Here is a 23,573-nt window from a genome sequence, read left to right on the forward strand (position 1 = left end):
GCCTGCACGACCCGGACGGCGACGATGACACTCCCGCGATGGCCGGGTAGTTGCCGCGGGCCGAGTGCGGGGTGAGACTGGGCGGATGGCGGAGCCGAGCACTGTGACCACCGCGCGGGCCTCGGGTGAGGTTGGGCGGGCGGCTCGGCGGCGGGTTTCTCGGTCGGCATTGGGGGTGTGGGCGGTACCGGCGGATCGGGCGGATCCGGTTGGGGTGCTCGAGCGTCAGGCGGCCAGTCGGGTGCCGGAGTTGGTGCCGATTCGGTATGGGCGGATGGCGGCGGGGCAATTCGCGTTTTTCCGGGGGGCGCCCGCGATCATGGCGGCCGATTTGGCCGCCGGGCCCGATACCGGGTTGGCAGTGCAGTTGTGCGGGGATGCGCATTTGTCGAATTTCGGGTTGTACGCCTCGCCGGAGCGCGCGTTGGTGTTCGACCTGAACGATTTCGATGAGACCCTGCCGGGGCCATTCGAATGGGATGTGAAGCGGCTGGTCGCGAGTGTCGCGGTGGCGGCGCGGGCGAATGGGTTCAGTGATGGCGATGCGCAGGCGGCGGTGCTCGCGGCGGCTCGAAGGTACCGGGAGTCCATGATTCGACTGGCCGGACTCGATGAGATGAGCGTGTGGTACGAGCGGGTCGATGCCGAGCAAGCGGCGGTCTTGGTGCGAGCACCCAAGCAGCGCAAGGATGTCGAGAAGGTGATCAACAAGGCTCGGGCCAACACCAGTTTGCAGGCGCTCGGCAAGCTCACCGAGCCGGGTCCGGATGGCACGCCGCATATTCGGAGTCGGCCGCCGCTACTGGTGCCGATCGAAGAGCTGGACGCGGCGGTTATCGACCGAGTCGTCACCGACTATCACAAAACACTGAGCGAGGACCGGCAGGTACTGCTGCAACGGCATCGGATAGTCGATATCGCGCGCAAGGTCGTCGGCGTCGGCAGTGTCGGGACGCGATGCTTCATTGTGCTGCTCGCCGGGCAGAACACCGGCAGTCCGCTATTTCTGCAGGTGAAGGAGGCCGAGGAGTCGGTGCTCGCGCCGCATTTGAAGCCCAGCAAATTTCGACATCACGGCCATCGGGTTGTCAACGGGCAGCGGCTGATTCAGGCGGCGAGCGATATCTTTCTCGGCTGGGCCACTGGATCGGATCAGCGCAGCTATTACGTGCGCCAGCTGCGGGATATGAAGGGTTCGGCGGTCATCGAGGATATGAGCCGTACCGTGCTCCGCGACTACGCCACGCTCTGTGGGCATACCTTGGCTCGGGCGCACGCACGTTCCGGTGACCGTGCCGCGATCGCCGCATATCTCGGTACCGGCGATGCCTTCGAGCGGGCGATGGGCGAGTTCGCCATCGCATACGCGGATCAGACGAATGCCGACCATGACGCGCTGCTCGCGGCGATCGCGTCGGGGCGGATCGAGGCCACGGCGGCCTGAGGACTGGCTCCTATCACCGTGCCGCCCAAGGGATCAGGGCTGCCGGCGGTTCGCCTCGAGCCACTGTGCGACCTCATCGGGGGTTACCTCCGCACCGAGGACATTGTCGATGACGACCCGACCGACACATACCGAGCTCAGTACCCGATCGGTGAATGCGTCGAGATCTCCCCACGGCAGATAGGGTTTCGCGATCAGCAGCGAGGCGATCCCGTGCGCGCTCGACCACAGTTCCAGCGCCACCGGCACCGGGTCGCCGGGAGTGATCATGCCGAGGTTCATGCACTCGGTAACGGTCGCTGCGAAATGCGCGAAGGCACTGCTGGTCAACACCTGATCGACCGCGCCAGCGGTCGCACCGGGCATGGTGGCCAGCCGGTAGTGCTCGGGATGCGCTCTGGCGAAGCGCACATAGGCCAGTCCCTGCTGGCGCAGCCGCTCCATCGGCGACTCGTTCGGATCGCTCGCAGCCGACATCACCGCGTCCAGATCCTCGAATACCTGGGCCACCACCGCATCGATCAACTGATCCTTATCCGCGAAATGGCGGTAGATCGACGGCGGGGTCACGCCGACGATCTTGGCGATCGCGCGAATGGAGACCGCGTCCACCTGACCGGTGCGAGCCAGCAAACCCTTTGTGGCATCTATGATTTCGGCGCGCAGCCCCTCACCTGTGCCGCGCGCGGAGCGCTGCCGACGGGTGAAGTTCACCTCCGCCGAGCCAGTTCGGGTTTGCCGGATTCGGGTGCGCCGGCTATGGATTCGTCCTCGCGCAACCCGATCTTGGTGTGCATCCTGGCAAGTGGCGCGGGCGCCCACCAGTTCGCGGTGCCCAACATTCGCATGAGGGCGGGCGCCAGGAGGCCGCGTATCAGCGTGGCGTCCGCGAGCACCGTCAAGGTCAGTCCGAGGCCCATCATCTGGATGAACGATACCTTCGAGGTGACCATGGCGGCCATCACGATGGCCATCAACAGTGCGGCGGCGGTGAAGATCTTGCCGGTACGGGCGACGCCGAGCGCAACAGCGCGGTTACTGTCCGCCGCCGTGCGGCCAGAGGCCAACCACTCCTCGCGGATGCGCGACAGCAGGAACACCTCGTAGTCCATGGACATGCCGAAGGCGAGGCAGAACATCAGGATCGGCATGGTCGGGACCAGATATCCCGTCGCGTCGCTGCCGAGCACAGCGGACAGATGCCCCTCCTGGAAGATCCAGACCATCGCGCCGAACGCCGCCGTCAGCGAAAGCGTGTTGAGCACAAGGGCTTTCAGCGGAAGCAATAAGCTTCCGGTGAACAAGAACAGTACGACGAAGGTGGCGAGCACGATCAGCGCACCGGCCACGGGCAGTCGCGCACCCAGTGCGTCGAGGGCGTCGACGTTGACCGCGGCCGCGCCGGCGAAGAGCGCGGGCCCCGGACTGGGCACATCGCGCAGTTGGGCCAATTGCGTCTTCCCTGCGGCGGTGAAGGGATCGACTGTGGTCGCGACAGTGAGGAATGCGCCGGTGTCGTTGATCATCTGCGGCGGTCCGGCCGATACCTTGGACCCGCCCGCGTACACCCCGACGCCGGACAGCACTCCGGCCACACCGGGCACCTTGGACAGTTCAGCGGCGTAATCACCGATGGCGGCCGGGTTTCCGTGATACCCGTCGAGCACCACGGTGACATTGGTGGCGGTATTGGCTTGGAAGTCGCTGCGCAGTGCGTCGCCGACCGTCCGACTGGTGGCGGACGCGCCGGTATTGAGCACCCGATCGTCGGGATAGCCGAATTTCACGCCGAGGAACGGGGATCCGACCGCGAGCAGCAGCACGATGATCACAATGGCGACCGGGGCGGCATTGCGCATCACCCGCTGCACCGTGCGGTACCAGAAGGTCTGCTCGGGTGCGAGATCCCCGCGCGGTGTCCGACCGAGCAAGCGCCCCAATGGCTTTCGCAGATCACCGGCGTTCACGCGGTGTCCGAGCAGCATCAGGACCGCGGGCAGGATCAGGATCGAGGCGGCAGCCGCAGCGGCGACGACCGCGACGCCGGCGTAGGCAAAGGATTTCAGGAAGTACAGGTTGAACACGCCCAGCGCCGCCACCGACAGCGCGACGGTCAGCGCCGAGTAGAGGACGGTGCGTCCGGCGGTCTGCACCGCACGCACCACGGCCGCCTCGACATCGAGGCCGTTGCCGAGTTCCTCGCGGTAGCGGCTGACGATGAACAGGCTGTAGTCGATCGCGAGGGCGAGACCGAGTGCCGTGGTCATATTCAGCGCGAAGATCGAGACATCGGTGAACACCGTGAGGGTGCGCAGGATCGCCAACGTAGTGAGGATCGCGAAGATACCGACAGCCAGCGGCAGGAAGGCCGCGACGAGGCTGCCGAAGACCAGGATCAGCACGATGAACGACAGCGGGATGGCCACGCCCTCGGCGACCGCGAGATCGTGGGTGATCTGTCCGTTCACGTCGTGGTAGATCGAGCTGAGTCCACCTTGAGCGATGCTGACGCCGTCATTGCTTCCGACCACTTGTTCGGCGATCTCACCGGCGACCTTTTGCGCCGTGGTCTCGCCTCCCGTGATGTAGCCGATCACCAGCGCGCTCTTGCCGTCCTTGCTGCGCAATGCGGTGGACAGCGGCTGCGGAGTGCTCCAGTAGGACTGGATGCCGATCACGTCACCGCGCGAGCGCAGCGTATCGACCACCTTCGTGCCCGCGGCCTTGGCGGCCGGGCTGTCCGCGCCCGCATTGTCGCGGACGAGCAGGATGAGGTTGGGTTCGGCGCCGCCGAAGTTATCGGCGATGAGCTCGGCGGCCCGTGACGATTCGGCATCGCTGGAGGTGAAACCGCCGGTCTTCATATGTGCGGTCACCGATGCGCCGAATGCACCGCAGAGCACGGCCAATAGTGCCGCGGCGAGCAGGATCGTACGTGGATGCCGGGTGGCCAGATGGGCGATCCGTACAAGCATGAGCGACTCCCTGTTCGACTGCGCTCGAGGTAACAGCGTTAGCGTAACGCCGCTATCTCAGGAGGTATAGGGCCGCTCCGCACGCAGTCGGTGATCCCGATCACGAAAGTCACCTACCCGAGGAAGGCGGCGATGGCGCTCGCGATGGCGTCCGCGTAGCGGGCCCGGCCGTCGGGAGATTCGATCAGCGCGGCATCGCCGGGGTCGCGCATATTTCCGCATTCGACCAGCGCGACAGGGCGTTCCGAGAGATTCAGACCGGCCAGATCGGCGCGCGGGTTCATACCGTCCGACCCGACATAGGTGGACGGGGTGAGACCGGAACGAATCATGGTGTCGCGCAACGTTGTCGCCAGTCGCTGAGACGGCTCTTCCTGTGCGGAATTCAGCGGTGGCGACGAGTGGGCGATGTGGAAGCCATGTGCGCCCGCGGCGGCGCCGTCGGCATGGATCGAGACGACAGCCGCTGCGCCACTGCGGTTTCCGATGGCGGCGCGTTCATCGACACACGGGCCGACACTCGTATCGTCGTCGCGGGTCATGACGACGCGAATACCGCGGGCGGCCAATGTGTCCCGAACCCGATCGGCGACGTCCCAGTTGAATTCGTGCTCGGTGTATCCGTCGATGGCCGAGGTGCCGGTGGTGTTGCACGCCTTGGTCTTTCCGCGACCGTCGGGCACCTGCTGGTTGATCTCCCCGGGGTTTGCGGCATTGCCACCGTTGTGTCCGGGATCGATGACGACCACGCGATCATCGGCGATAAAGCGTGCGGGCGTCGATATCGGTCCGGCCTCCGTCCGCGGCATCGCGCCTGAAGACGTCGTATCCGATGCCTTGGTCGGCGTGGGTGCGCCGTGTCCGCATCCGCCGAGCAGCAGGCCCCACGCGCAGATCGCGGCCGTCGTATTCCAGCTTCGGAGTCGCATGACTTCGACACTGCCACAGGCTTGCGAACGCTTCATCAGCTCAGCGATCGCTAGCGGAACGCCAGCGCGCCGAGCGTATCGGCGTGCCGGTACTGCAGATACTTCTTGACCGTCTCCACATCGACGGCTCCGGTCGCCGTGGCCACGGTGACCACGACGAACTGCTTCTCATTCCCATCGCGCCATTTGCCCGTGACGAAATGATCGATATAGGTGCCCGAGCGCAGGTGCAGATCCGCATCGCTGAACTTGCCGAGCGCGGCGGCGGCCTGTCCCTCATCCGACATGGCGATGAGGAACTGGGTGATCTTCAGTCCGCCGCCCTCGGCCCGATACACCAGTTCAGCGGCGTACTGGCAGCCCAATCCGGTGAGCTTGCCGTCCACCTCGAAATCCCGGCAGCTGGCGTGATCGCGACCCTCGACCCAGTCGGCGTGCAGTTCCACATTGTCGAATTTGAAATTCCAGTCCTTGGCGAAGTCGTTGTAGGTGAGTTTGCCCGAGGACGGCTGGCCTGGGCGTGGTGTCGTCGTGGTCGGTCGCTGGGTGATCGAGCCCGGCACACTCGTCGCCGGGACGACAGTGACGGTGGAATCGGCTGCCTGCGATCGGCCCTTATCGCGGCCGACGAAGACAACCAGGACGACGCTGACCACGGCGAGCACCGCGACCAGCCCGAGCGCCACGAGGACCCCGGTCCTGGACTTCGGGGGCCGCGGCGGCTGGCCCGACGCGGGCGCACCGGGATATCCCGCCGGATAGCCGGTGTGATCCCAGCCCGTTTGCTCCGGATAGCCCACCGGCTGCCCCCAGGGCGCCGGATCCTGCCGTGGCGGCTGCTCCCCATAGCCGTACGGATAACTCACTGCCTGCCCACCTCTCACGCCTGGGGCGGCCATCCCCACCCTGCACCACCGAACCAGTCACGTACTGATCGCAATCCGGTCCTGCGGCGTTGCAGCGTTTACGCAAGCTTAGCCCTGCACAGCGGGCCTAGCTGGTCAGCAATAGGCCCAGCGCAAGGGCGAACATTACGGCCGCGATCACCGAATCCAGGACCCGCCAGGCACTCGGGCGGGCGAACAGCGGGCCGAGCTTGCGGGCGCCATAGCCGAGTGCGGTGAACCAGAGCACGCTGGCGAGCATCGCGCCCGCCCCGAGGAACCAGCGGTCGGGGCTGGCATAAGTGTTGGCGAAGGAGCCGAGCAGTAGCACCGTATCCAGATACACGTGCGGGTTGAGCCAGGTCAGCGCCAGGCAGGTGAGCACGGTCGCGCCGAGCGCGACGGTTGCGCCGGTGGTTTCGGTGGTCAGCGATGCCGCGGCGAAGGCGCGCCGCGCCGCGAGCACCCCGTAGCCCGTCAGGAAGGCCGCACCGGCGTAACGGATGACCGTCAGCGCCACCGGGGCGGACTCGATGACAACCCCCAACCCGCCGACACCGGCGGCGATCAGCACCACGTCGGACACCGTGCAGACCGCGACCACCGCCAGCACATGCTGCCCACGCAGACCCTGCCGCAGGACGAAGGCGTTCTGCGCGCCGATCGCCACGATCAGGGAAAGTCCGAAGCCGAGTCCCGAGATGGCCGCCAGGGCCGCCGATGATGCCGTCACATACATCGACGCTAGATCCGCACAGCGCACCAGACCAGCTAAAGATTCTGAAGTACCTTTACGATTTCTTAATGGATCTGCAGCTGGATCAGCTCCGCGCACTCAACGCGGCGGTCACCGAGGGCACCTTCGACGCGGCCGCGCGCAGTCTGCGCGTGACGCCGTCGGCGGTCAGTCAGCGCATCAAGGCACTGGAGGATGCGGCCGGTCGCATTCTGCTGCAACGCACAAAACCGGTGCGCCCCACCGAATCCGGACTCGCGGTGCTGCGGCTGGCCCGGCAGATCGAACTGCTCTCCGGTGACACCGCACGCGAACTCGGTGATGCCGATCGACCCGCGGATCGGCCCATCCGGGTGCCGATCGCGGTCAATGCCGACTCACTGGAAACGTGGGTGATGCCGGCGCTACGGCACGCACCGGCCGGTGTGTGTTTCGAGATACACCGCGAAGACGAGGAGCACACGACGCGGCTGCTGCGCGATGGGACGGTAATGGCGGCGATTACCGCCACGGCGGCGGCGGTGCAGGGCTGCCGGGTCGAGAAGCTCGGCGCGATGCGGTATCGGCCCATGGCGAATCCGCGGTTCGCGCGGACCTGGTTCGCGGATGGGCCGACTGCCAAGGCGTATGCCGCCGCGCCGGTGGTGCTCTTCGATCGCAAGGACGATCTGCAGGACCGGCATTTGCGACGTCGGTGCAAGCAGCCGGTCGATCCACCACGCCACTATGTGCCGTCATCTGCCGGGTTCGCCGAGGCGATTCGGATCGGGCTCGGCTGGGGGATGTTGCCGGATCTGCAGACCCGCGGCGGCCGGGCCGGGCGCGACCTCGCACCCATCGATGGGGATTCCTATATTGATGTTCCGCTGTACTGGCAACAGTGGAAGGTCGATTCCCCTGCGCTCGGTGCGGTCGCTGGCGCGATCGCCGCAGCCGCGGCCGATGCGCTGCGGTGAATTTGTCTGCTCAGACGCTCCACGCTGGCGTTTTGGGGAATGTCACCGGGAGTGCCGTCAGCGCCCGGTGGAACGGACCGGGCCGCCAGGTGAGCTCGGCCGCCCGAGTCGCAAGTCGCAATTCCGGTATTGCGTCGAGCAATTGGTCGATGGCGTCCTGAGCTATCAAGTACGCCATGGACTTTGCGGTGCAGGCATGCGGGCCCGCGCTCCACGCCAGATGCGAGCGGTTCCCGGTATGCTCCCCACCGATTTCGGGGTCGTTATTGCACGCGGCCATGCTGATGAGGACGGGTTGGTGTGCGGGCAGCCATATTTCGTCGATCAGAATGGGCTGGCGCGGATAGGTGATGCAGTAGTTCGCCAGCGGCGGATCGGTGAACAACACCTCGTCCAGGGCGTCGCGGGTGGACAGGCTGCCGCCGAGCATATTGTCGGCGACGCGGTCATCGGTGAGCATCAGCAACAGCGAATTGGCGATCAGATTCTGCGCCGGTTCGATGCCAGCGCCGTATAGCAGCATCACATGTTCTAGTACTTCCGAATCGTCGAGGCCGACGGGATGCTGTAGCAGTCGAGTGGTGATGTCGTCACCGGGTTCGTCCTTCTTGAGCGCGATCAGCTCGGTCAATGCCTCGTGCACGAGTTCATTTCCCTTGGCGGCATTGACCGTATCCAACATCGCCGCCAAACCGAGCGCGGTGCGCCCGCCGATTTCGGGCGGACAGCCCAGGACGGCATTGATCGCGGTGAAGGCGAGCGGAAGTGCGTACTGGGCGATCAAATCCGCCGACCCGGTCTGGCAGAACGCATTGATCAGCGGGACGGCGATCTCTGCCACGGTGGTGTGCAACGCATGCAGATCGACACCCTCGATGGCCGCATTCACCACTTCCCGGTATCTGGCGTGCACCTCGCCATTGCTGTGCAAAAGAGTTGGGCGCCAATCCATCATGGGCAAGACGGGGCAGTCCGGCGGAACGTCGCGCTGCCAGGTGCGCGGATCACGCGGAAAGCGCCCGGGATCATGCAGGATGCGCACTGCGGCGCGATAGCCGACCACCAAGGTCGCGGGAATGCCGGGAGCCAGATCCACCGGTACCAGCGAACCGTATTTCCTGCGCATCTCCCGATAGGCGCGGTGCGGATCGGCGGCGAACTCCGGGGTGTAGAGCGGAGCGCGTTCGCCGTCGGTAGCAATCGGAGAGCCGTGCGGAACGGGACAGGACGGAGACTGCGGGGTGGTCACGAAACTAACTCCAAACGGTGGAACAAATTCGACGCGCATGCCGCTTACGTCGAATACCGCGGAGGTAGAGCCGAATTCACCGCCCCACCCCTGCGGCGTATGGCTGCCGAATCAGCTCGGCGGCACTCCCCGGTACGGCACATAGCCGCCGCTGGGGTCGATATATCGGGCGTCCTCGACCGAGTCCAGCAGACCCGCCATCCCCTGCAGGATCTGCTCCAGCATGGTGATGGCCGCGTTCTCCTCGTCGGAGCAGGGCCACGTCGAATCGGTGCTCATGGCAATACCTTTCGAACTTCAGGACAGCATGGGTGTCAGACGGTGGTGATCGGTGCGCCGCTGGAAGGCATCGCCCGCGCGCAGCACGGTTGCCTCGTCGAAGTGATTGCCGCTGATCGAGATGGACAGGGGCACGCCATCGGCGGTGAGTCCGATCGGCACCGCAATGGTGGGATTGCCGAGCGAATTCCAGTACGGCGTATGCAATCCCGCGAGCACGCTCACCGGGTTCAGCTGCTCCATGGCGTCGATGCGCGGGGCGCCGAGATGGCCGGTCGGGGTGACCACCAGATCCACCTCGGTGAACAGCTCCGCCATCCGACGCTGCGCGACATGCCGAACACGTTGGGCCTGAACATAATCCGCCCCGCTGACGGAATTGCCCGCAGCGAAGACGACGCGACTGCCGCGCGCGTAGTCCTGGTAGCGGGAGCGCAGGGTCGGCCGGTGGTAGGCGGCCGATTCGGCGGCCAGCACGACCAGGGCGGTCGCTGTCGTCTCCACGTACATGGGGATCTCGATCGCGACGATGGTCGCGCCCGCTTCGCGCAGGGCATCGATGGCCGCCGAGAACCGTTGCGGCTGTTGCGGATCCCGTCCGTCGCCGACGAAGCGATCGAGATCGTCCACGCCGATGGTGATGCCGCGCAGATCGCCGCTGAGCGCGGCCGTGTAGTCGGCGACCGGTTCATTCGAGCTGTACGGATCTTCGGCATCGTGACCGGCCAAAACCTCAAGCAGCAAGGCGCAGTCGGCGGCCGTGCGAGCCAATGGCCCCGCGTGGTCGAGGGTGTAGGCCAGCGGCACCACACCGGATTTCGGCACCCGGCCGAATGTCGGCTTGAATCCGGTGATTCCGCAGAAGGCGGCGGGAATTCGGAGGCTGCCGCTGGTATCGGTGCCGACCGCACCCAGAAATGCCCCGGTCAAGAGGCCGCTGGCAGATCCCGAACTGGACCCGCCCGCCCAGCGCTGCACGTCCCACGGATTCCGCGGTATCGGAAATGGCTTCTCCGGATCGGGGACCCCGATCGCGAACTCCATGGTGGTGGTCTTTCCGACCACGATCCCCCCTGCCTGCTCGAGCCGCCGCACCACTGCGGCATCCCCGGCCGACTTCCCCCACTCCGGGTCCAAGACCAGGCTCTGTGCCGTGGTCGGCCCCGCCGAATGCGCGAAGATATCCTTGACCCCCAACGGAATCCCGTCCAAGGGCGCCAGCCGCTCCCCCGCCGCGATCTTCCGGTCCACCTCGGCGGCGCGCGCCCGAGCCCGCTCCTCGAACCGGGTCAGGAACACTCCGAATGTCTCGTCGTGCGCATCCGCGGCGGACAGCGCGCCCTCCACCAGATCCGTCGCACTCACCTCGCCCCGCCGCAGCCGGGCCGCCGCCTCCGCGATCGTTGTGAATACCGTTGCCGTCGAATCAGTTTCAGCCATCACATCCCCATCCGTCATCCACGCCGATCCTGCCACGCTGCGGCGCCCGGCGGGCGAATTCGGAATACACACTCTTCACAGCTACCGACACACCTGCGTGCCCCGATGCGCTCATGGGCTGCGGACATTTACCGCGAGTACGTCCCGAATCGCCCCCCGCCGCCACCGTCGACTGCTACCCCGAACCGTAGCTCAAAGGCACACGCGTGCGGCCAGGTTCAGGAGAGGAAGGTCGCCGAGGTGACGGCGACGTCGGCATAGCTGTAGTACCAGCCGTTCCAAGTGTCGGCCACATCCACCTGGATGCCGTGGCCACTCGCCGGTCCGTCGGTGATCAACCACAGGCCATTGCCGAACCCGGTCGCTGAGCTGACGCTGCCATCCGACCACGCAAATGTGGCCGCGCTGGTCGCACCGGGTGCGTTCCACGGAATCGTCACACTGAACTGTCCGGCCTCGATACCCGGAAGCAGCGAACTGACGCACTCCCACAGGGTGGCAGCACGCCGAATGTTCTGACCCGCGCTACCGGTGCCGGGGACCAACCGGCCGGTCATCACGCTGCCTTGCCGACAGCCCCCATTGCCCGCACCGGACGGGTAGGCATGCCCCTGCGGCGCGCCCAGCACCGACAACGCACACAGAACGACTGCCACCAGCACACTTCGACGAATGGACACGGCACCACCTCCCTGCGACGGGGACAGCAAACCGACCTAGCCGGGCACGCTCGATGTTGCCGCACTCGCGAGACGAGGCACTGCCGACTCGATCAGCAGTTTAACGCCCGCACCCAACGGTCTCCGATGCGATCAACGCCTGTGCGCTGCCTCGATCCCAGCAAATGCGCAACCAATAGTTGCGCATGCGCGGGACGTCGACTACCGTCATGCGCAACCAAACATTGCACATGGAGGAAGAGTATGGAGTACGGAAGCATCGAACGAGAGATCCACGTCGACGCCTCGCCCGAGGTGGTCTTCGAGGTCGTCAGCAGCCCCGAGCACATCTCGGAATGGTGGAGCGACGATGCCTCGGTCGAGGCCACGCCCGGCGCGGTCGGCGAGCTCGTCTGGGACAACAGGGCGCAGGTCGTTCCGATCACCGTGGTCGACGCCGAGCCGCCTCGACTGTTCTCATTCCGCTGGGGCTATCCCGGCGACAAGGTCGACAACTCCGCCGACACGCTGCTGGTCACCTTCGAGCTGACCCCATCGGGTGCCGGCACCAGAATTCGGATGACCGAGACCGGATTCCGCGAAATGGGCTGGGAGGCAGCGAAATTGGAGGAAGTGTACCGGGACCACAGCAGCGGTTGGAACACCTTCATTCCCCAGCTCGGGGACTACCTCGCGCGGCTGGTGTCGACCCCATGACCACCGCCGTCGACGACGACCTGTGGTCCGCGGTCGGGGATCCGACCCGTCGGCGGATGCTCGATCTACTCCTGGCGGATGGCGGCGGCACGGCCACCAGCCTCAGCGGGCAGCTGCCCGTGACACGACAGGCGATCGCGAAACACCTCGGCGTGCTCGACCGTGTCGGCTTGGTGCACGCCACGCCCGCCGGGCGAGAACGGAGGTACCGGGTGGACGAGGCGCAACTTGCCCGCGCGGTCGCGCAACTGTCCTCGGTGGGGGCGGCGTGGGACGCCAGGCTCCGGCGCATCAAGCGGATTGCCGAGACCATTCAGCGCAGCAAAGACGCACAGCAGTGAATTCGCGCGAATCTCGAAACTGATGCTCCCCGCCCCTGCCGCAACGACTTCCGTCGCGGCAGGGGCCACCTGCTCCGATATCCGTTGCCCAACACGACTTCTCACGCAATTAGGCAATTTCAACACCGAGAGTTGTTGCGCGGGTTCGCAAGTCACGCAGTGCCGCATGGGCGATCTCGGCGTGCGGCTCCCGATTGGCGGGCTCTGTCCAGCGCGCGAAGGCGGTGACCGACCACCGCGCAGTACCGGGTCGGCACACAACTCCGAATTTGACTAAATTTTTAGTCAGGATCTAGTGTCCTGGATTGTCATGCGCTCGCTCGCACTTCAGGCGCGGTCGCGGCGCGAATGGGCTCACTGGCGTCCGATGCCGACCTCCGTCGCGCGGACGCCCAGAGACGACAGGGAGTTAAGGATGCGACGGCGCACATTCGTGCAGACAGGTTTGGCCGCCATGGGCAGCCTGCTGCTGGCGGGTTGCGACGATTCGTCGTCGCCGATGCGCGGCGATCGCACCAGCTATAAACATGACGATGGGAGAAAGTGGATGATGCCCGAGGAAGGGCAGCCACACAGACGGACCTGGATGGCCTTCGGTGCCAGCGAACGGATCTGGGGCGGCAGGCTGCTACCGGAGGTGCAACGCAATCTGGCGACCATCGCGACCGCCATCGCCCGCTTCGAACCGGTATCGATGCTGGTGCGGCCGGGCGAGATGGGGCTGGCACAGAGCCTCATGGGTGGCGCGAACGTCGAATTGATCGCCGCCGAGATCGATGATCTGTGGATGCGTGACACCGGGCCGGTATTCGTCAACAGCGGCAACACCAAGGCCGGGGTGGACTTCAATTTCAACGGCTGGGGCAACAAACAAGAGGACCGCCATGACGCCGAGGTCGCGGGGTTCGTCACCGGCCGCGCCGGAGTCGAGACCCGGCACACAGATCTGGTGCTCGAGGGCGGCGGCATCGAAGTCGATGGGGAGGGCACCGCGATCATCACCGAAAGCTGTGTGCTCAACAACAACCGCAACCCCGGCTGGCGCAAGCGCGATGTCGAGGAGGAGCTGGCCTACCTGCTGGGCATCGAGAAGGTGATCTGGCTGCCCGGCATCGCGGGCGAGGACATCACCGACGGCCATACCGACTTCTACGCCCGCTTCGCCAGCCCGGGCGTGGTGGTCGCCGGACTGGACAACGAACCGGACTCCTTCGACTACGACGTCACTCGCCGCCACCTCGATATCCTGCACTCGGCCACCGATGTCCACGGTCGCCCCCTTCGGGTCGAGGTCCTCGAGGGCCCGTCGACGGTGCGGGAGACCTTCGCCGATGACGACTTCGCCGCCGGATACATCAACTTCTACGTCTGCAACGGTGCGGTCATCGCCCCCGAATTCGGTGATCCGGACACCGATCCGGCCACCAAAACCACCCTGGAGCGCCTGTTCCCCGGCCGAGAGGTCGTGCAGATCAATATCGACGGCGTCGCCGCCGGTGGTGGCGGTATCCACTGCACCACTCAGCAGGAACCCGCCGACTAACCTCGTCGGCGACCGTTGAACTCCGGCAAATTCGCCAGCCGACGCGGCCGGGCCGACAACCCCGCATTTCCGGCTCGGCCGCACCCTGCCCCTACTGTGAGGACTTGTGTCGCAGCGTCAAACGCAGATCCTGGAAGCCGCCGTCCGTGTCATCGCCCAAGACGGAGTGCGTGGGCTGCGGATCGAGAAACTCGCCGCGGAAGCGGGCGTGTCCACGGCACTGATCTACTACCACTTCAAAGACCGCTCCGGAGTCCTGCACGCCACGCTCGAACACATCAACCACCGAGCCAAGGACTACACCGACCGCGCCTTCATCGAGGCCGACCCTTGCACTCAGCTCGAACAGATGCTGATGCTCGAACTCCAAGATGACGACGAGGTGCGGGTGAACAGCATCGCCTGGGGTGAGCTACGCGCCAGCGCTGTGTTCAACCCCGACCTGCGCGAACCTCTCGACACCACCACGCGGGCATGGAACAACGACGTCGAAACCCTCATCGCCCAAGCCCGACAGGCCGGTACCGTCGCCTCCGATATCGACGCGGCCGCAACTGCTGAACACCTCACCGCCCTGGTCGAAGGACTCAGCGAACGCTGGCACAGCGGCTCGATCACCCTCGACCGAGCCAGGGAAGTCCTCGCCCACGCCATCAGTCGCGAATTGCGCGACCTCGCCTGAGCCCGCGGGTACTGCACAACATCCGAACTCGACTGCCGCGCAGTGGAACTCGGACAGGAGTTGGCCGCGCTCGAACTACCCGCGTCGAGATCGCTCGCGGGACACGGGATTCGGCGCCGGCCACGATGTCACGGTCGCGGATGACCGTGACATCCAAGTGCGCTACCCGACTCGCGCCGCCTCGCGGGCGAGGATGCGGTCGCGCTGTTCTTCGAAGCGGATGACATCGCGACCGAGTTTGTCGAGGTACTCGGCGAGTTCTTCGCGGCTGCGCTCGCCGCGCGCGGTGAAGTCGGTGCGCTTGAAGACATTCCATGTTCGCAGGACCGGCAACAGCACCTCGTCCAAGTGCTGACGCAAATCGTAGATTCCATGCTTGACCATCAACACGCCATTGCGACGCCAGTTCGGCATGCCGGTACCCGGCATCGCGAAGGTCTTCGCGACGTGGGTCACGGCCTCCATTGTCTGGTCGGGAGCGATGTCGAACGCAGCGCCGGTGATGTTGCGATAGAACATCATGTGCAGGTTCTCGTCGGCCGCGATGCGCTGCAGCATCCGGTCGGCGATCGGGTCGTCGCAGACACGTCCTGTGGTGCGATGGCTGACCCGGGTCGCCAACTCCTGGAACGTCACATACGCGACCTGATCGAGCACACCGCCGAAGCCCTCCGGGGCGTGCACACCACGAGTCAGATGCACCATCCGGTCGTTCTCCAAGGCGACCGGATCGACGGCGCGGGTGCATACCAGGTAGTCGCGCATGGCGATGGCGTGGCGATTTTCCTCCGCGGTCCAGCGGCCGATCCACGTGCCCCAGGCACCGGTCTGCGAGAAGTTCTCCGAGATCACACGGTGGTAGGAGGGCAGGTTGTCCTCGGTCAGCAGATTCGTGACCATCGCGACCTTGGCGACCTCCGAGAGCCGTGACTGCTCGGGATCCCAATCCTGGCCACCCATTGCCGCGAAGTTGCGGCCCTCGTCCCAGGGCACATAATCGTGCGGACACCAGTCCTTGGCGGTGGCCAAATGCCGGTCGACATTGGCCGCGACCACTGGTTCCAGTTCGGTGAGTAACTCGACTTGTGTCAAATCCATTGCCTACAGCGCCTTTCGATTCGGTGGAAAAACCACGGAACGTACCGCTGTTCACGCATTTTTTGACTGTGCGAGCTCGCCTACACCTTAGTCGAGCGCGATCGAGTTTGGTGCGCAGCCACCCGGTCGATTGACCGAGTGGCCGACCGAAGGGAAGTGCAGGATCACTGGTAGCTGAGGACGATGTCCGCGCTGACGGCGCGGTCGTCGGTCGGGCGGCGGCGCAGGCGGGCCTGTTCGATGGCGGGTGGGTTGTAGGCCATGTCGAGCATTCCGATATCGGTACCGGGCGCCACGATGGCGTCGATCCGGTCGAGAACTTCGTCACTCAGGATCGTCTCCGCACCGGCGAGCACGTCGTCGAGGTGGTCCATGGTGCGCGGACCGATGATCGCCGAGGTCACGCCCGGGTGGGTGATCACGAACGCGAGAGCCAGGTGCGTCAACGACATCCCGGCCTCTTCGGCGACGGGGATGAGTTGCTCGATAGCGTCGAGCCGACGCTCGTCGCGCAGATGCCGGAAGCCGAAGCTGGCCCGATGACTATTGGGCTGCTGACCCTTACGGTAACGGCCGGTGAGCAGGCCGCCCGCCAGCGGACTCCAGACCAGCGTGCCCATTCCGTAGCGCTGACAGACCGGCAGCACCTCGCGCTCGATGCCGCGATTGAGGATCGAGTACGGCGGCTGCTCGGTGCGAAAGCGCTCCAGACCTCGGCGCTCGGCAACCCACTGCGCCTCGACAATGTCCGATGCGGGAAAGGTGGAAGTACCGATGGCCCGGACCTTGCCGCTGCGGACCAGGTCCGACAGCGCCGAGAGCGTTTCTTCGACATCGACCGACGGATCCGGACGGTGGACCTGGAACAGATCGACATGGTCGGTTTGCAGTCGGCGCAGCGAATCGTCGAGTGCGCGTACCAGCCAGCGCCGCGAATTGCCTTGCTGATTGGGATCTTCCCCCATGGGGAGGTGCGCCTTGGTGGCGAGCACGACATTGTCCCTGCGGTCCTTGATGGCCTTGCCGACGATCGTCTCGGACTCGCCGCGGGAGTAGAAATCGGCGGTGTCGATGAAGTTTATTCCCGCGTCCAGGGCCTTGTGGATGATCCGGATCGAGTCGTCGTGGTCGGGGTTGCCCACGGCGCCGAACATCATGGCGCCCAGGCAGTACGGGCTGACCTTTATGCCGGTTCGGCCCAGCGTGCGGTAGTTCATGGCTCTCCTCAGGGCGGGGTCGGTGGTCGGCACCGTATGCGTGCCCTACCATCAACCAATCGGAACAATGTTCCGAAACTATACGGAACATTGTTCCGGTAAAGCAAGAGGAGGAGCGGGATTGGGCGAGATCGAGCACGGCGACACCCCGGGTGCACCCGGTACGGGGCGCAGCGCGTCCGGACGTCGGGTACGCGCCGATGCGCAGCGCAATATCACGGCGGTACTGGACGCGGCCAAGGCTGTTTTCGCCGTATCGGGTGTGGACGCCCCGGTGCGGGAGATCGCCACCAGGGCGGGCGTTGGCCTCGGCACCATCTACCGCCACTTCCCGCAGCGCTCCGACCTGGTCGTGGCCGTTTTTCAACAGGAAGTCGACGCCTGCGCCGACGCGGCCCCCGTACTGGCGGCCGAGTATGAGCCCGATGCGGCACTGGCGCGCTGGCTGCACAGGTACACCGGCTTCATCGCAACCAAACGCGGACTCGCCGCGGCGCTGCACTCGGGAGACCCTGCCTTCGAGCCCCTACCCGCCTACTTCCAGCAGCACCTGGTGCCCGCTCTCGGATCTCTGCTCGAATCGGCGGCGGCCACAGGTGCGATCCGCGCCGATATCGCGCCCTACGAGCTGCTGCAAGCGGTGGCCAACCTGTGCCTACCCGCCGATAAGGACCATGCCCAGCGCATGGTCGATCTGCTCATCGACGGGCTGCGGTACGGCGCCCCTGGCGGTCGCGCGACCTGACACAGTCACCCCGATGGCGGTGTCAGGTGGCCGACCGGTTTTCGCGCTGGCGAAGTCGACCGACGAGGCGAGGTGCGGACCGTAAAGCCGTCCTATTCGACGTCCAGTGACCGGTCCAGGAACGCCCGCAGGTGTGGGTTGACGGCTTCGGCGTCGGTGAGGCTCAGGAAGTGCGCGCCGCCGTCGATGATCACCGGAGGTTCGGCGTTCGGCAGGGCCGCTGCCAGCTCGCGGGCGCGGTCGACGGCGTAGGCGGCGTCGGCGGAACCGTGCAGAACCAGTGCTGGGCAGCCGATTTCGGGCGCGCGGTCGAGCACGCTGTCCCGCTCGACCAGTGGGGTGAGCACGCGGTCGATATGGTCCCCGGACAGCCGACGCCACTTGGCCTGCCACTCCGTCGCATCGTGCTGGCCCAGGCAGATCGCGGCATTGAGATCGAGCAGTTCCTGGGTCGGACCGTTTTCGCGCCAGGCGGCGGCCGCTTGGCGGTACCCGGCGGCTACCTCCGGATCCTCCGCACTGCCCGAGGTGCCGAGCAGCGCGAGTGCGGCTACCCGCTGCGGCGCCAGCAGTGCCATGCGCAGGGCGATGAACCCGCCCTGGCTCGTACCGATTACCGCGCTCCGGGCCACCCCGAGCTCGTCGAGGAGGCCGAGCGCGTCGCGAGCCACATCCCAATAGGTGAACGGGTTCTCGGCCGGAGTATCACCGTGGCCACGCTCGTCCATCGCGATGAGCCGGAACGCCCCGCCGAGCGCCTGCACCTGTGGGGCGAACATATCGGCGTCCATCAGATAGCTGTGCAGCAATAACACCGCGGGTCCGGTGCCGCCGTGATCGATAAAGCTCACCAGTTGGTCATCGTTTACCTTCGCCGTTTTCCGCACGGGCCCAAGTCTATTCAGATCGCCGTCAGCGCGAGCTGTTTGTCGGATCCGTGGCATTCGGCCGAGCCCACCACGGCACATACACGCTGGGCTATCGCAATCATTCTCGCTGGTCAGGGCCGCACGTTGGCGACTTCGACACAGACGGCACCGTGTCCGCAAAGACGTGACGGTCTCCGGCGGCCATTATGCGCTCGGCGTCCTCCCCGAACCTCATCCCACCCAAACCATTTCCTGCCGACCAATTCGACGTGCAGGTATATGCCACATCCCGTCCGCGACCAGCGGCCGGATTATAACGAATGCGCCGCTGATCCAGGTGATCTGATCCGGATTTCCCAGGCTCGAGAGCAAATGCGGCACAATCTATGATGGTTTTTCCCGATTCCGGGCGCGCGGGAGTGCGGGCGTGTACGAACAACCCGGCCTGGATGGCGGCGGAATTCGGGTCCGTTCGGCAACTTGTCAGAAAACGAGCAGGAGGTGTGAGTGGACGTGGCAGAGCGAACAGGGGACGGGTGGGGATTTGTTCGTGGTTGGCTGAGCAAGGTCGGCATTGTCATGGCGACAGCTGTGCTGGTGTCATGGATCGGCGGGGCGGTGGTTATTGCCGCGCCGCCGCACGCACAGATACTGCGCACGCCAGCAGGCGGTTTCGAGGAACTTTTCGCGCCGTCCAGTATGGGGCCGATCAAAGTCCAGGTGCAGTGGGCAGCGCGCGGCGGGAGCGCGGCACTCTACGTGCTCGACGGTCTCCGCGCGCCGAACGACCACAGTCAGTGGACGACGGATACCGATGCGCTGCGCCAGTTCGCGGGCGACAACGTCACGTTGGTGTTTCCGGTCGGCGGTCGGTCGAGTTTCTACACCGACTGGTATCGACCGAGTAGTACCAACAATCAGGCGACCACGTACAAGTGGGAAACCTTCCTCACCCAGGAATTGCCTGCCTTCCTGGCAGGGTTCGGCGTGTCACGTACCAACAACGCCATTGTCGGCGCATCGATGGGCGGAAGTGCCGCACTGACGTTGGCCGGCTACCATCGCGATCAGTTCAAGTTTGCCGGATCCTTTTCGGGGTTCGTGCACCCGACATTTCCGCTCTGGAACGAAGCGATGCGCGCTGCCCTGTGGGACGAGGGCAACTTCAATCTCGACGATATGTGGGGTCCGGCCGGGGATCCGGCATGGAACCGCAATGACGCCACCGAGCAGGCCGAATTGCTGCGCGGACTGCCGATATACCTCTGGACCGGCAATGGCACGCCCGGTCCGCTCGACCTGCCACAAGGGGTGGGCAATACGGTGAATGCAATGGGCCTGGAGTCGATAACGGAGATCTCCGCCGAAATGTTCCGTGATCGAGTGGCGGCGTTGGGAATTGCCGCTCGAATCGATATCGTCAACGGAACACACACCTGGCCCTACTGGCAGCAAGCGCTCGCGACGGCGCGGCCGATGATTCTCGATGCGCTCGGCGTATAACGCGCACCGACAAGTGCCGATCCGAAACCTGCGGTCGCGCAACGACATGCTCATGTCGTTTCCCGGGCGGGCGTAGACAGCGGCGGACCGGGCGGCCAATGGTCGCCCGGCCCGCAGGTCATTGTGTTCGATCACCGCCACTGATCCACCGATCACATGGACGGCATGTAGAGGCCCATCATGGCGCCCCAGGCTGCGCCGATTGCGCATCCGATGATGGCTCCGACCAGGAAGAACCAGATCCCGATCGCAACGCCCACCATGCAGCCGAAGGTCGCACCGATGGCAATGGACATCGGTCCCCATGCCTGATGCACACCGGGCATATTCTGCGACGCGATGACCTCATCGGACGGACCGCCGACCGGCGTCAGGCTCAGTTGCGTGCCGGTGCCGTCCAGCGCCGGTGTCACCGCAAGCGCCTGCCCCGCCTCGGTGCGCAGTGTCGTCGGGATCGTGCCGACTATCGCACCGTCGTCCGCGAGCACATTGACGGCATCCGGCGCGAGGTCGAATCTGCCGGAGGCGAGGGTCACCAGTGCGCTGGTGTGATCCGCCGCCAGACTCGTCGTGTAGGCGATCGGGCCGTCCGAAGCGGTGAAGCTGACATCCGCCAGCCCGGCCTCGCCATGTGCGGTGACCGTGGCCATGCCGGTCGCCGCGACGGCCATAAACGCGGTCGCGAGCAATTTCTTGAAGACCATTTGCCTTCCAATCGTTGCCGGTTCCTTTGATGTTCCCCCCCGGACAAACGACACCGAGACAAGTACAAGCATGCGCCGCCCAATTGACGAATGTCGATGGGATACCGAATTTCCGAATTCCAGTCGGTTTTCTTCATGGGGATTTGCCCGAATCTCCGTGTTCCGCGCATGTTGCTGAAAACCGTTGCGAAATCGACGCGCAACGCTACCCGGACGCCGATGTTCTCCCGTTACCATGACGGCGGCGAGCGGGCCGAGGCGGAATGATGCCGCGGGCCAGGTGGCCGCGGGGCGCGGGGTCCTACATACTGACTGCATGGGACTTGAGCTCATACTCTTACTTCTCGTGATCCTCGCGGTCATCGTGTTGCCGATCGTGTTGATCGTGGGCTCGAGTTCGCGACGACGCCCCCCGGCTTCCACATCGATGGCCCCCGGCTGGTATCCCGATCACTCGAATCCCGCGCTACTGCGCTGGTTCGACGGATACCAGTGGACCAACCAGACTCACCCCCGCCAATGAAAGCGGGGTCAGGGGGTGGTCGAAGGTAGTCGGATGGTGGTCGCCCGACCGTATTCGACGCCATAGGAGCATCTTCGCTCGGCGAGCAGCCGAGGGGGTAACGCAGCGAGGGCGCTAGCTGTCGACGTGGACGTGCGGGCGTTCGGCCGGATTCGGCACGGCTCGGCGGATGATCTCCCGGGTCACCGGTGCGACCTCACCCTCGCCGACGAAGAGGAATTTGAGCAGGTTGACCAGCGGATTGCCCTCTGTCCATTCGAAATACACATGCGGTTCCAGGCCGGTGCGGTCGCGGATGGCGAGCAGGATCGCGGCGATGGAATTGGGGACGGCGGTGGCTTCGACGCTGAGGATTCGATAGCCCGCCAATTCGAGTCCCGTGACTCGCAGGTCGGTGCTGAATTCGGAGGCGTCACGGACGATGACCTCCAGGAACAGGATGGGGGCGTCCGCGGGAATGTGGCTCTCCAGACGCTGATCTGCCTCTTTCTCCCGGTACTCCTCGGGTCGACGCTGGTCGATATCGTGGGTAACGATGCGGATCATGCCCTCGGCCGCGGCCCGATCGATCATCGCGGCGGCGGTTTCGTCGAAAGTCACCTCGATGGCCCGCAATTCGAAGGAGCGCCGGGCGCGCGAGACGAAGGACACCACGATGATCGTGACGATGAACAGCGAGGCCAGCTGCACACCCTCGGGGCGTTCGAAGATATTCGTGATGGTCGTGTATACGAAGACCGCCGATATCGCGCCGAACCCGATCACCTTGTTGCGCTCGCCTTTTCGCGCCGCGGACAGCGTCACCGCGACCGCGGCGGAGGTGATGAGCACGAGCACACCGGTCGCGTACGCACCACCCTGCGCATCGACATCGGCGTCGAAGTACCACGTGATACCGAAGGCGATGACCGCGAATACCAGCACCAGGGGCCGCACCGCGCGCGCCCATTCCGGCGCCATGCCGTACCGGGGTAGGTAGCGCGGCACCAGATTCAGCAGTCCGGCCATGGCCGACGCACCCGCGAACCACAGGATCGCGATGGTACTGACGTCGTAGGCGGTACCGAAGACATCGCCGAGATATTTGTGCGCCAGGAAGGCCAAGGCCCGACCGTTCGCGGATCCGCCGGTTTCGAACTCCTGCTCCGGAATCAGCACGACCGTAATGAAGCTGGTCACCATGAGGAAGGTGCTCATGATCAGGGCGGAGGTTGTCAGCAGCTTGCGCGCACCGGCGATGCGCGCGACCGGATTGTCCTCGGAATCGCCTGGCGCGCCCTTGATCTGCGGCATTACCGCGACGCCGGTCTCGAATCCGGACAACCCGAGCGCCAGCTTCGGGAACACCAGCAGCGAGATGCCGATCATGGCCGCGATATTGCCGTGTTCGGCGGTCAGTGCATGCGTCCAGTCCACGACCAGATCACTCGCGGTGAGCACCTGATACAAACCGACAACGGCGACAACAACATTCAGCGATAGATACGCCGCGACCAGTGTCACCGCGATCTTGATCGCCTCCGCGAAGCCCTTCAGGAAGATCGCCGCGAGCAATGCCAGCAGGACCAGTGTGATCAGCAGATTGCGGTCGTGCAGAGCCGAAGGGACATAAGGGTTTTCGACGATATGCGCGGCACCGTCGGCGGCTGAGAGCGTCATGGTGATGACGAAGTCGGTGGCCGCGAAGCCGAGCAGCACCAGGATGAAGATCTTGCCGGTCCAGCGCGGCAGGTGCTGCGTGAACATGGCCAGGGAGCCGCCGCCGTGTGGACTCTCCTGCGCCACCCGCCGATACACCGGCAGCGCGCCCAACAGCGTCAGCGCGACCAGCACCAGTGTGGCCAGCGGTGAGAGCACACCGGCCGCGACCGCCGCGATACCGGGCTGATAGCCCAGGGTCGAGAAGTAGTCGACACCGGTCAAACACATCACCTGCCACCAGGACCGCTCGTGTTCGGCATCACCCGGTTTGCGCATCGGACCCGCATGCTGGGAATACCGCTCGTCGGTCGCGCCCTGCAATAGCCAGGATGAGAAGGGCGAGCGCGTCCGCTCCTGGGTTGTGGTCATGACATTCCCC

At 65.2% G+C, this 23,573-nt stretch carries 24 protein-coding genes; 10 read left to right on the forward strand and 14 right to left on the reverse strand.

The window, feature by feature from the left end:
* The first annotated feature begins 85 nt into the window (after positions 1-85).
* A complete protein-coding gene (locus ACWEO2_RS18060) occupies positions 86-1,444 on the forward strand; it encodes a DUF2252 domain-containing protein (RefSeq protein ID WP_452406343.1) in 1,359 nt (452 codons plus the stop codon).
* A gap of 33 nt (positions 1,445-1,477) precedes the next feature.
* On the opposite strand, the gene ACWEO2_RS18065 is transcribed toward ACWEO2_RS18060, so the two are convergent.
* The 5 genes from ACWEO2_RS18065 to ACWEO2_RS18085 form a co-directional block, all read right to left on the reverse strand.
* A complete protein-coding gene (locus ACWEO2_RS18065; protein WP_452406344.1) occupies positions 1,478-2,158 on the reverse strand; it encodes a TetR/AcrR family transcriptional regulator in 681 nt (226 codons plus the stop codon).
* Complete coding sequence (locus ACWEO2_RS18070) at positions 2,155-4,419, reverse strand: MMPL family transporter (protein ID WP_452406345.1); 2,265 nt, start codon at positions 4,417-4,419, stop codon at positions 2,155-2,157. The genes ACWEO2_RS18065 and ACWEO2_RS18070 overlap by 4 nt, the downstream gene beginning before the upstream one ends.
* A 113-nt stretch (positions 4,420-4,532) precedes the next feature.
* Positions 4,533-5,348: an N-acetylmuramoyl-L-alanine amidase gene (locus ACWEO2_RS18075; protein ID WP_452406346.1), complete on the reverse strand. Its 816-nt coding sequence runs from the start codon at positions 5,346-5,348 to the stop codon at positions 4,533-4,535.
* A gap of 50 nt (positions 5,349-5,398) precedes the next feature.
* Positions 5,399-6,214 carry a hypothetical protein gene (locus tag ACWEO2_RS18080; RefSeq protein WP_452406347.1) on the reverse strand — a complete coding sequence of 272 codons (816 nt, stop codon included), beginning with the start codon at positions 6,212-6,214 and terminating at the stop codon, positions 5,399-5,401.
* Positions 6,215-6,341: 127 nt separating this feature from the next.
* Entirely contained in the window at positions 6,342-6,971 is a 630-nt protein-coding gene (locus tag ACWEO2_RS18085; protein WP_452406348.1) for a LysE/ArgO family amino acid transporter, read from the reverse strand.
* Positions 6,972-7,036: 65 nt separating this feature from the next.
* Here ACWEO2_RS18085 and ACWEO2_RS18090 point away from each other — a divergent pair, with 65 nt between their 5' ends.
* The gene (locus ACWEO2_RS18090; protein WP_354959008.1) at positions 7,037-7,924 is read left to right on the forward strand and encodes a LysR family transcriptional regulator ArgP; all 888 of its coding nucleotides are present in this window, start codon (positions 7,037-7,039) and stop codon (positions 7,922-7,924) included.
* A 10-nt stretch (positions 7,925-7,934) separates the two neighbouring features.
* Here the strand turns inward: ACWEO2_RS18090 and ACWEO2_RS18095 are convergent, their stop codons facing one another.
* The 4 genes from ACWEO2_RS18095 to ACWEO2_RS18110 form a co-directional block, all read right to left on the reverse strand.
* On the reverse strand, positions 7,935-9,173 hold the full coding sequence (locus ACWEO2_RS18095; RefSeq protein WP_452406349.1) for a cytochrome P450: 1,239 nt from the start codon (positions 9,171-9,173) through the stop codon (positions 7,935-7,937).
* Between the two features lie 111 nt (positions 9,174-9,284).
* Positions 9,285-9,452, reverse strand: a complete 168-nt coding sequence (locus ACWEO2_RS18100; protein WP_452406350.1) for a hypothetical protein — start codon at positions 9,450-9,452, stop codon at positions 9,285-9,287.
* Between the two features lie 18 nt (positions 9,453-9,470).
* Positions 9,471-10,892, reverse strand: coding sequence for an amidase (locus ACWEO2_RS18105; RefSeq protein WP_452406351.1), 1,422 nt, complete (start codon positions 10,890-10,892; stop codon positions 9,471-9,473).
* Between the two features lie 218 nt (positions 10,893-11,110).
* Positions 11,111-11,572 (reverse strand): hypothetical protein, encoded by a 462-nt coding sequence (locus ACWEO2_RS18110; RefSeq protein ID WP_452406352.1) that lies wholly within the window; start codon positions 11,570-11,572, stop codon positions 11,111-11,113.
* A gap of 243 nt (positions 11,573-11,815) precedes the next feature.
* Here ACWEO2_RS18110 and ACWEO2_RS18115 point away from each other — a divergent pair, with 243 nt between their 5' ends.
* From ACWEO2_RS18115 to ACWEO2_RS18130, 4 genes are all read left to right on the forward strand, one after another.
* The gene (locus ACWEO2_RS18115) at positions 11,816-12,268 is read left to right on the forward strand and encodes an SRPBCC domain-containing protein (RefSeq protein ID WP_452406353.1); all 453 of its coding nucleotides are present in this window, start codon (positions 11,816-11,818) and stop codon (positions 12,266-12,268) included.
* Positions 12,265-12,609: an ArsR/SmtB family transcription factor gene (locus tag ACWEO2_RS18120; protein ID WP_452406354.1), complete on the forward strand. Its 345-nt coding sequence runs from the start codon at positions 12,265-12,267 to the stop codon at positions 12,607-12,609. Before ACWEO2_RS18115 ends, ACWEO2_RS18120 begins: the two co-directional genes overlap by 4 nt.
* Positions 12,610-13,024: 415 nt before the next feature.
* Positions 13,025-14,152, forward strand: a complete 1,128-nt coding sequence (locus tag ACWEO2_RS18125) for an agmatine deiminase family protein (RefSeq protein WP_452406355.1) — start codon at positions 13,025-13,027, stop codon at positions 14,150-14,152.
* A 106-nt stretch (positions 14,153-14,258) separates the two neighbouring features.
* Positions 14,259-14,834, forward strand: coding sequence for a TetR/AcrR family transcriptional regulator (locus ACWEO2_RS18130; RefSeq protein ID WP_452406356.1), 576 nt, complete (start codon positions 14,259-14,261; stop codon positions 14,832-14,834).
* Positions 14,835-14,996: 162 nt separating this feature from the next.
* Here the strand turns inward: ACWEO2_RS18130 and ACWEO2_RS18135 are convergent, their stop codons facing one another.
* Together ACWEO2_RS18135 and ACWEO2_RS18140 are read right to left on the reverse strand one after the other, a co-directional pair.
* On the reverse strand, positions 14,997-15,932 hold the full coding sequence (locus ACWEO2_RS18135; protein ID WP_452406357.1) for an acyl-ACP desaturase: 936 nt from the start codon (positions 15,930-15,932) through the stop codon (positions 14,997-14,999).
* Positions 15,933-16,096: 164 nt separating this feature from the next.
* Positions 16,097-17,149: an aldo/keto reductase gene (locus ACWEO2_RS18140; RefSeq protein ID WP_452406358.1), complete on the reverse strand. Its 1,053-nt coding sequence runs from the start codon at positions 17,147-17,149 to the stop codon at positions 16,097-16,099.
* A 121-nt stretch (positions 17,150-17,270) separates the two neighbouring features.
* Here ACWEO2_RS18140 and ACWEO2_RS18145 point away from each other — a divergent pair, with 121 nt between their 5' ends.
* Positions 17,271-17,894 carry a TetR/AcrR family transcriptional regulator gene (locus ACWEO2_RS18145; protein WP_452406359.1) on the forward strand — a complete coding sequence of 208 codons (624 nt, stop codon included), beginning with the start codon at positions 17,271-17,273 and terminating at the stop codon, positions 17,892-17,894.
* A gap of 92 nt (positions 17,895-17,986) precedes the next feature.
* Here the strand turns inward: ACWEO2_RS18145 and ACWEO2_RS18150 are convergent, their stop codons facing one another.
* Complete coding sequence (locus tag ACWEO2_RS18150; protein ID WP_452406360.1) at positions 17,987-18,781, reverse strand: alpha/beta fold hydrolase; 795 nt, start codon at positions 18,779-18,781, stop codon at positions 17,987-17,989.
* A gap of 495 nt (positions 18,782-19,276) precedes the next feature.
* Here ACWEO2_RS18150 and ACWEO2_RS18155 point away from each other — a divergent pair, with 495 nt between their 5' ends.
* On the forward strand, positions 19,277-20,266 hold the full coding sequence (locus ACWEO2_RS18155) for an alpha/beta hydrolase (protein ID WP_452406361.1): 990 nt from the start codon (positions 19,277-19,279) through the stop codon (positions 20,264-20,266).
* 152 nt (positions 20,267-20,418) lie between these two features.
* On the opposite strand, the gene ACWEO2_RS18160 is transcribed toward ACWEO2_RS18155, so the two are convergent.
* Positions 20,419-20,970, reverse strand: coding sequence for a hypothetical protein (locus tag ACWEO2_RS18160; RefSeq protein ID WP_452406362.1), 552 nt, complete (start codon positions 20,968-20,970; stop codon positions 20,419-20,421).
* 90 nt (positions 20,971-21,060) lie between these two features.
* Here ACWEO2_RS18160 and ACWEO2_RS18165 point away from each other — a divergent pair, with 90 nt between their 5' ends.
* Together ACWEO2_RS18165 and ACWEO2_RS18170 are read left to right on the forward strand one after the other, a co-directional pair.
* Positions 21,061-21,237: a hypothetical protein gene (locus tag ACWEO2_RS18165; protein ID WP_452406363.1), complete on the forward strand. Its 177-nt coding sequence runs from the start codon at positions 21,061-21,063 to the stop codon at positions 21,235-21,237.
* A gap of 160 nt (positions 21,238-21,397) precedes the next feature.
* Positions 21,398-21,493: a DUF2510 domain-containing protein gene (locus ACWEO2_RS18170; protein WP_452406437.1), complete on the forward strand. Its 96-nt coding sequence runs from the start codon at positions 21,398-21,400 to the stop codon at positions 21,491-21,493.
* Positions 21,494-21,607: 114 nt separating this feature from the next.
* Here ACWEO2_RS18170 and ACWEO2_RS18175 read toward each other — a convergent pair whose 3' ends face one another.
* Positions 21,608-23,563, reverse strand: coding sequence for an amino acid transporter (locus ACWEO2_RS18175; protein ID WP_452406364.1), 1,956 nt, complete (start codon positions 23,561-23,563; stop codon positions 21,608-21,610).
* Positions 23,564-23,573: the final 10 nt, after the last annotated feature.

The organism is Nocardia sp. NPDC004278 (assembly GCF_053602975.1).

Excerpts from the sequence above, each read along its gene's own strand:
- ACWEO2_RS18060 (WP_452406343.1), top strand. The coding sequence starts at position 86 with ATGGCGGAGCCGAGCACTGTGACCACCGCGCGGGCCTCGGGTGAGGTT.
- ACWEO2_RS18070 (WP_452406345.1), bottom strand. The coding sequence starts at position 4,419 with ATGCTTGTACGGATCGCCCATCTGGCCACCCGGCATCCACGTACGATC.
- ACWEO2_RS18075 (WP_452406346.1), bottom strand. The coding sequence starts at position 5,348 with ATGCGACTCCGAAGCTGGAATACGACGGCCGCGATCTGCGCGTGGGGC.
- ACWEO2_RS18085 (WP_452406348.1), bottom strand. The coding sequence starts at position 6,971 with ATGTATGTGACGGCATCATCGGCGGCCCTGGCGGCCATCTCGGGACTC.
- ACWEO2_RS18090 (WP_354959008.1), top strand. The coding sequence starts at position 7,037 with ATGGATCTGCAGCTGGATCAGCTCCGCGCACTCAACGCGGCGGTCACC.
- ACWEO2_RS18100 (WP_452406350.1), bottom strand. The coding sequence starts at position 9,452 with ATGAGCACCGATTCGACGTGGCCCTGCTCCGACGAGGAGAACGCGGCC.
- ACWEO2_RS18105 (WP_452406351.1), bottom strand. The coding sequence starts at position 10,892 with ATGGCTGAAACTGATTCGACGGCAACGGTATTCACAACGATCGCGGAG.
- ACWEO2_RS18115 (WP_452406353.1), top strand. The coding sequence starts at position 11,816 with ATGGAGTACGGAAGCATCGAACGAGAGATCCACGTCGACGCCTCGCCC.
- ACWEO2_RS18120 (WP_452406354.1), top strand. The coding sequence starts at position 12,265 with ATGACCACCGCCGTCGACGACGACCTGTGGTCCGCGGTCGGGGATCCG.
- ACWEO2_RS18125 (WP_452406355.1), top strand. The coding sequence starts at position 13,025 with ATGCGACGGCGCACATTCGTGCAGACAGGTTTGGCCGCCATGGGCAGC.
- ACWEO2_RS18135 (WP_452406357.1), bottom strand. The coding sequence starts at position 15,932 with ATGGATTTGACACAAGTCGAGTTACTCACCGAACTGGAACCAGTGGTC.
- ACWEO2_RS18140 (WP_452406358.1), bottom strand. The coding sequence starts at position 17,149 with ATGAACTACCGCACGCTGGGCCGAACCGGCATAAAGGTCAGCCCGTAC.
- ACWEO2_RS18160 (WP_452406362.1), bottom strand. The coding sequence starts at position 20,970 with ATGGTCTTCAAGAAATTGCTCGCGACCGCGTTTATGGCCGTCGCGGCG.
- ACWEO2_RS18165 (WP_452406363.1), top strand. The coding sequence starts at position 21,061 with ATGTCGATGGGATACCGAATTTCCGAATTCCAGTCGGTTTTCTTCATG.
- ACWEO2_RS18170 (WP_452406437.1), top strand. The coding sequence starts at position 21,398 with ATGGCCCCCGGCTGGTATCCCGATCACTCGAATCCCGCGCTACTGCGC.
- ACWEO2_RS18175 (WP_452406364.1), bottom strand. The coding sequence starts at position 23,563 with ATGACCACAACCCAGGAGCGGACGCGCTCGCCCTTCTCATCCTGGCTA.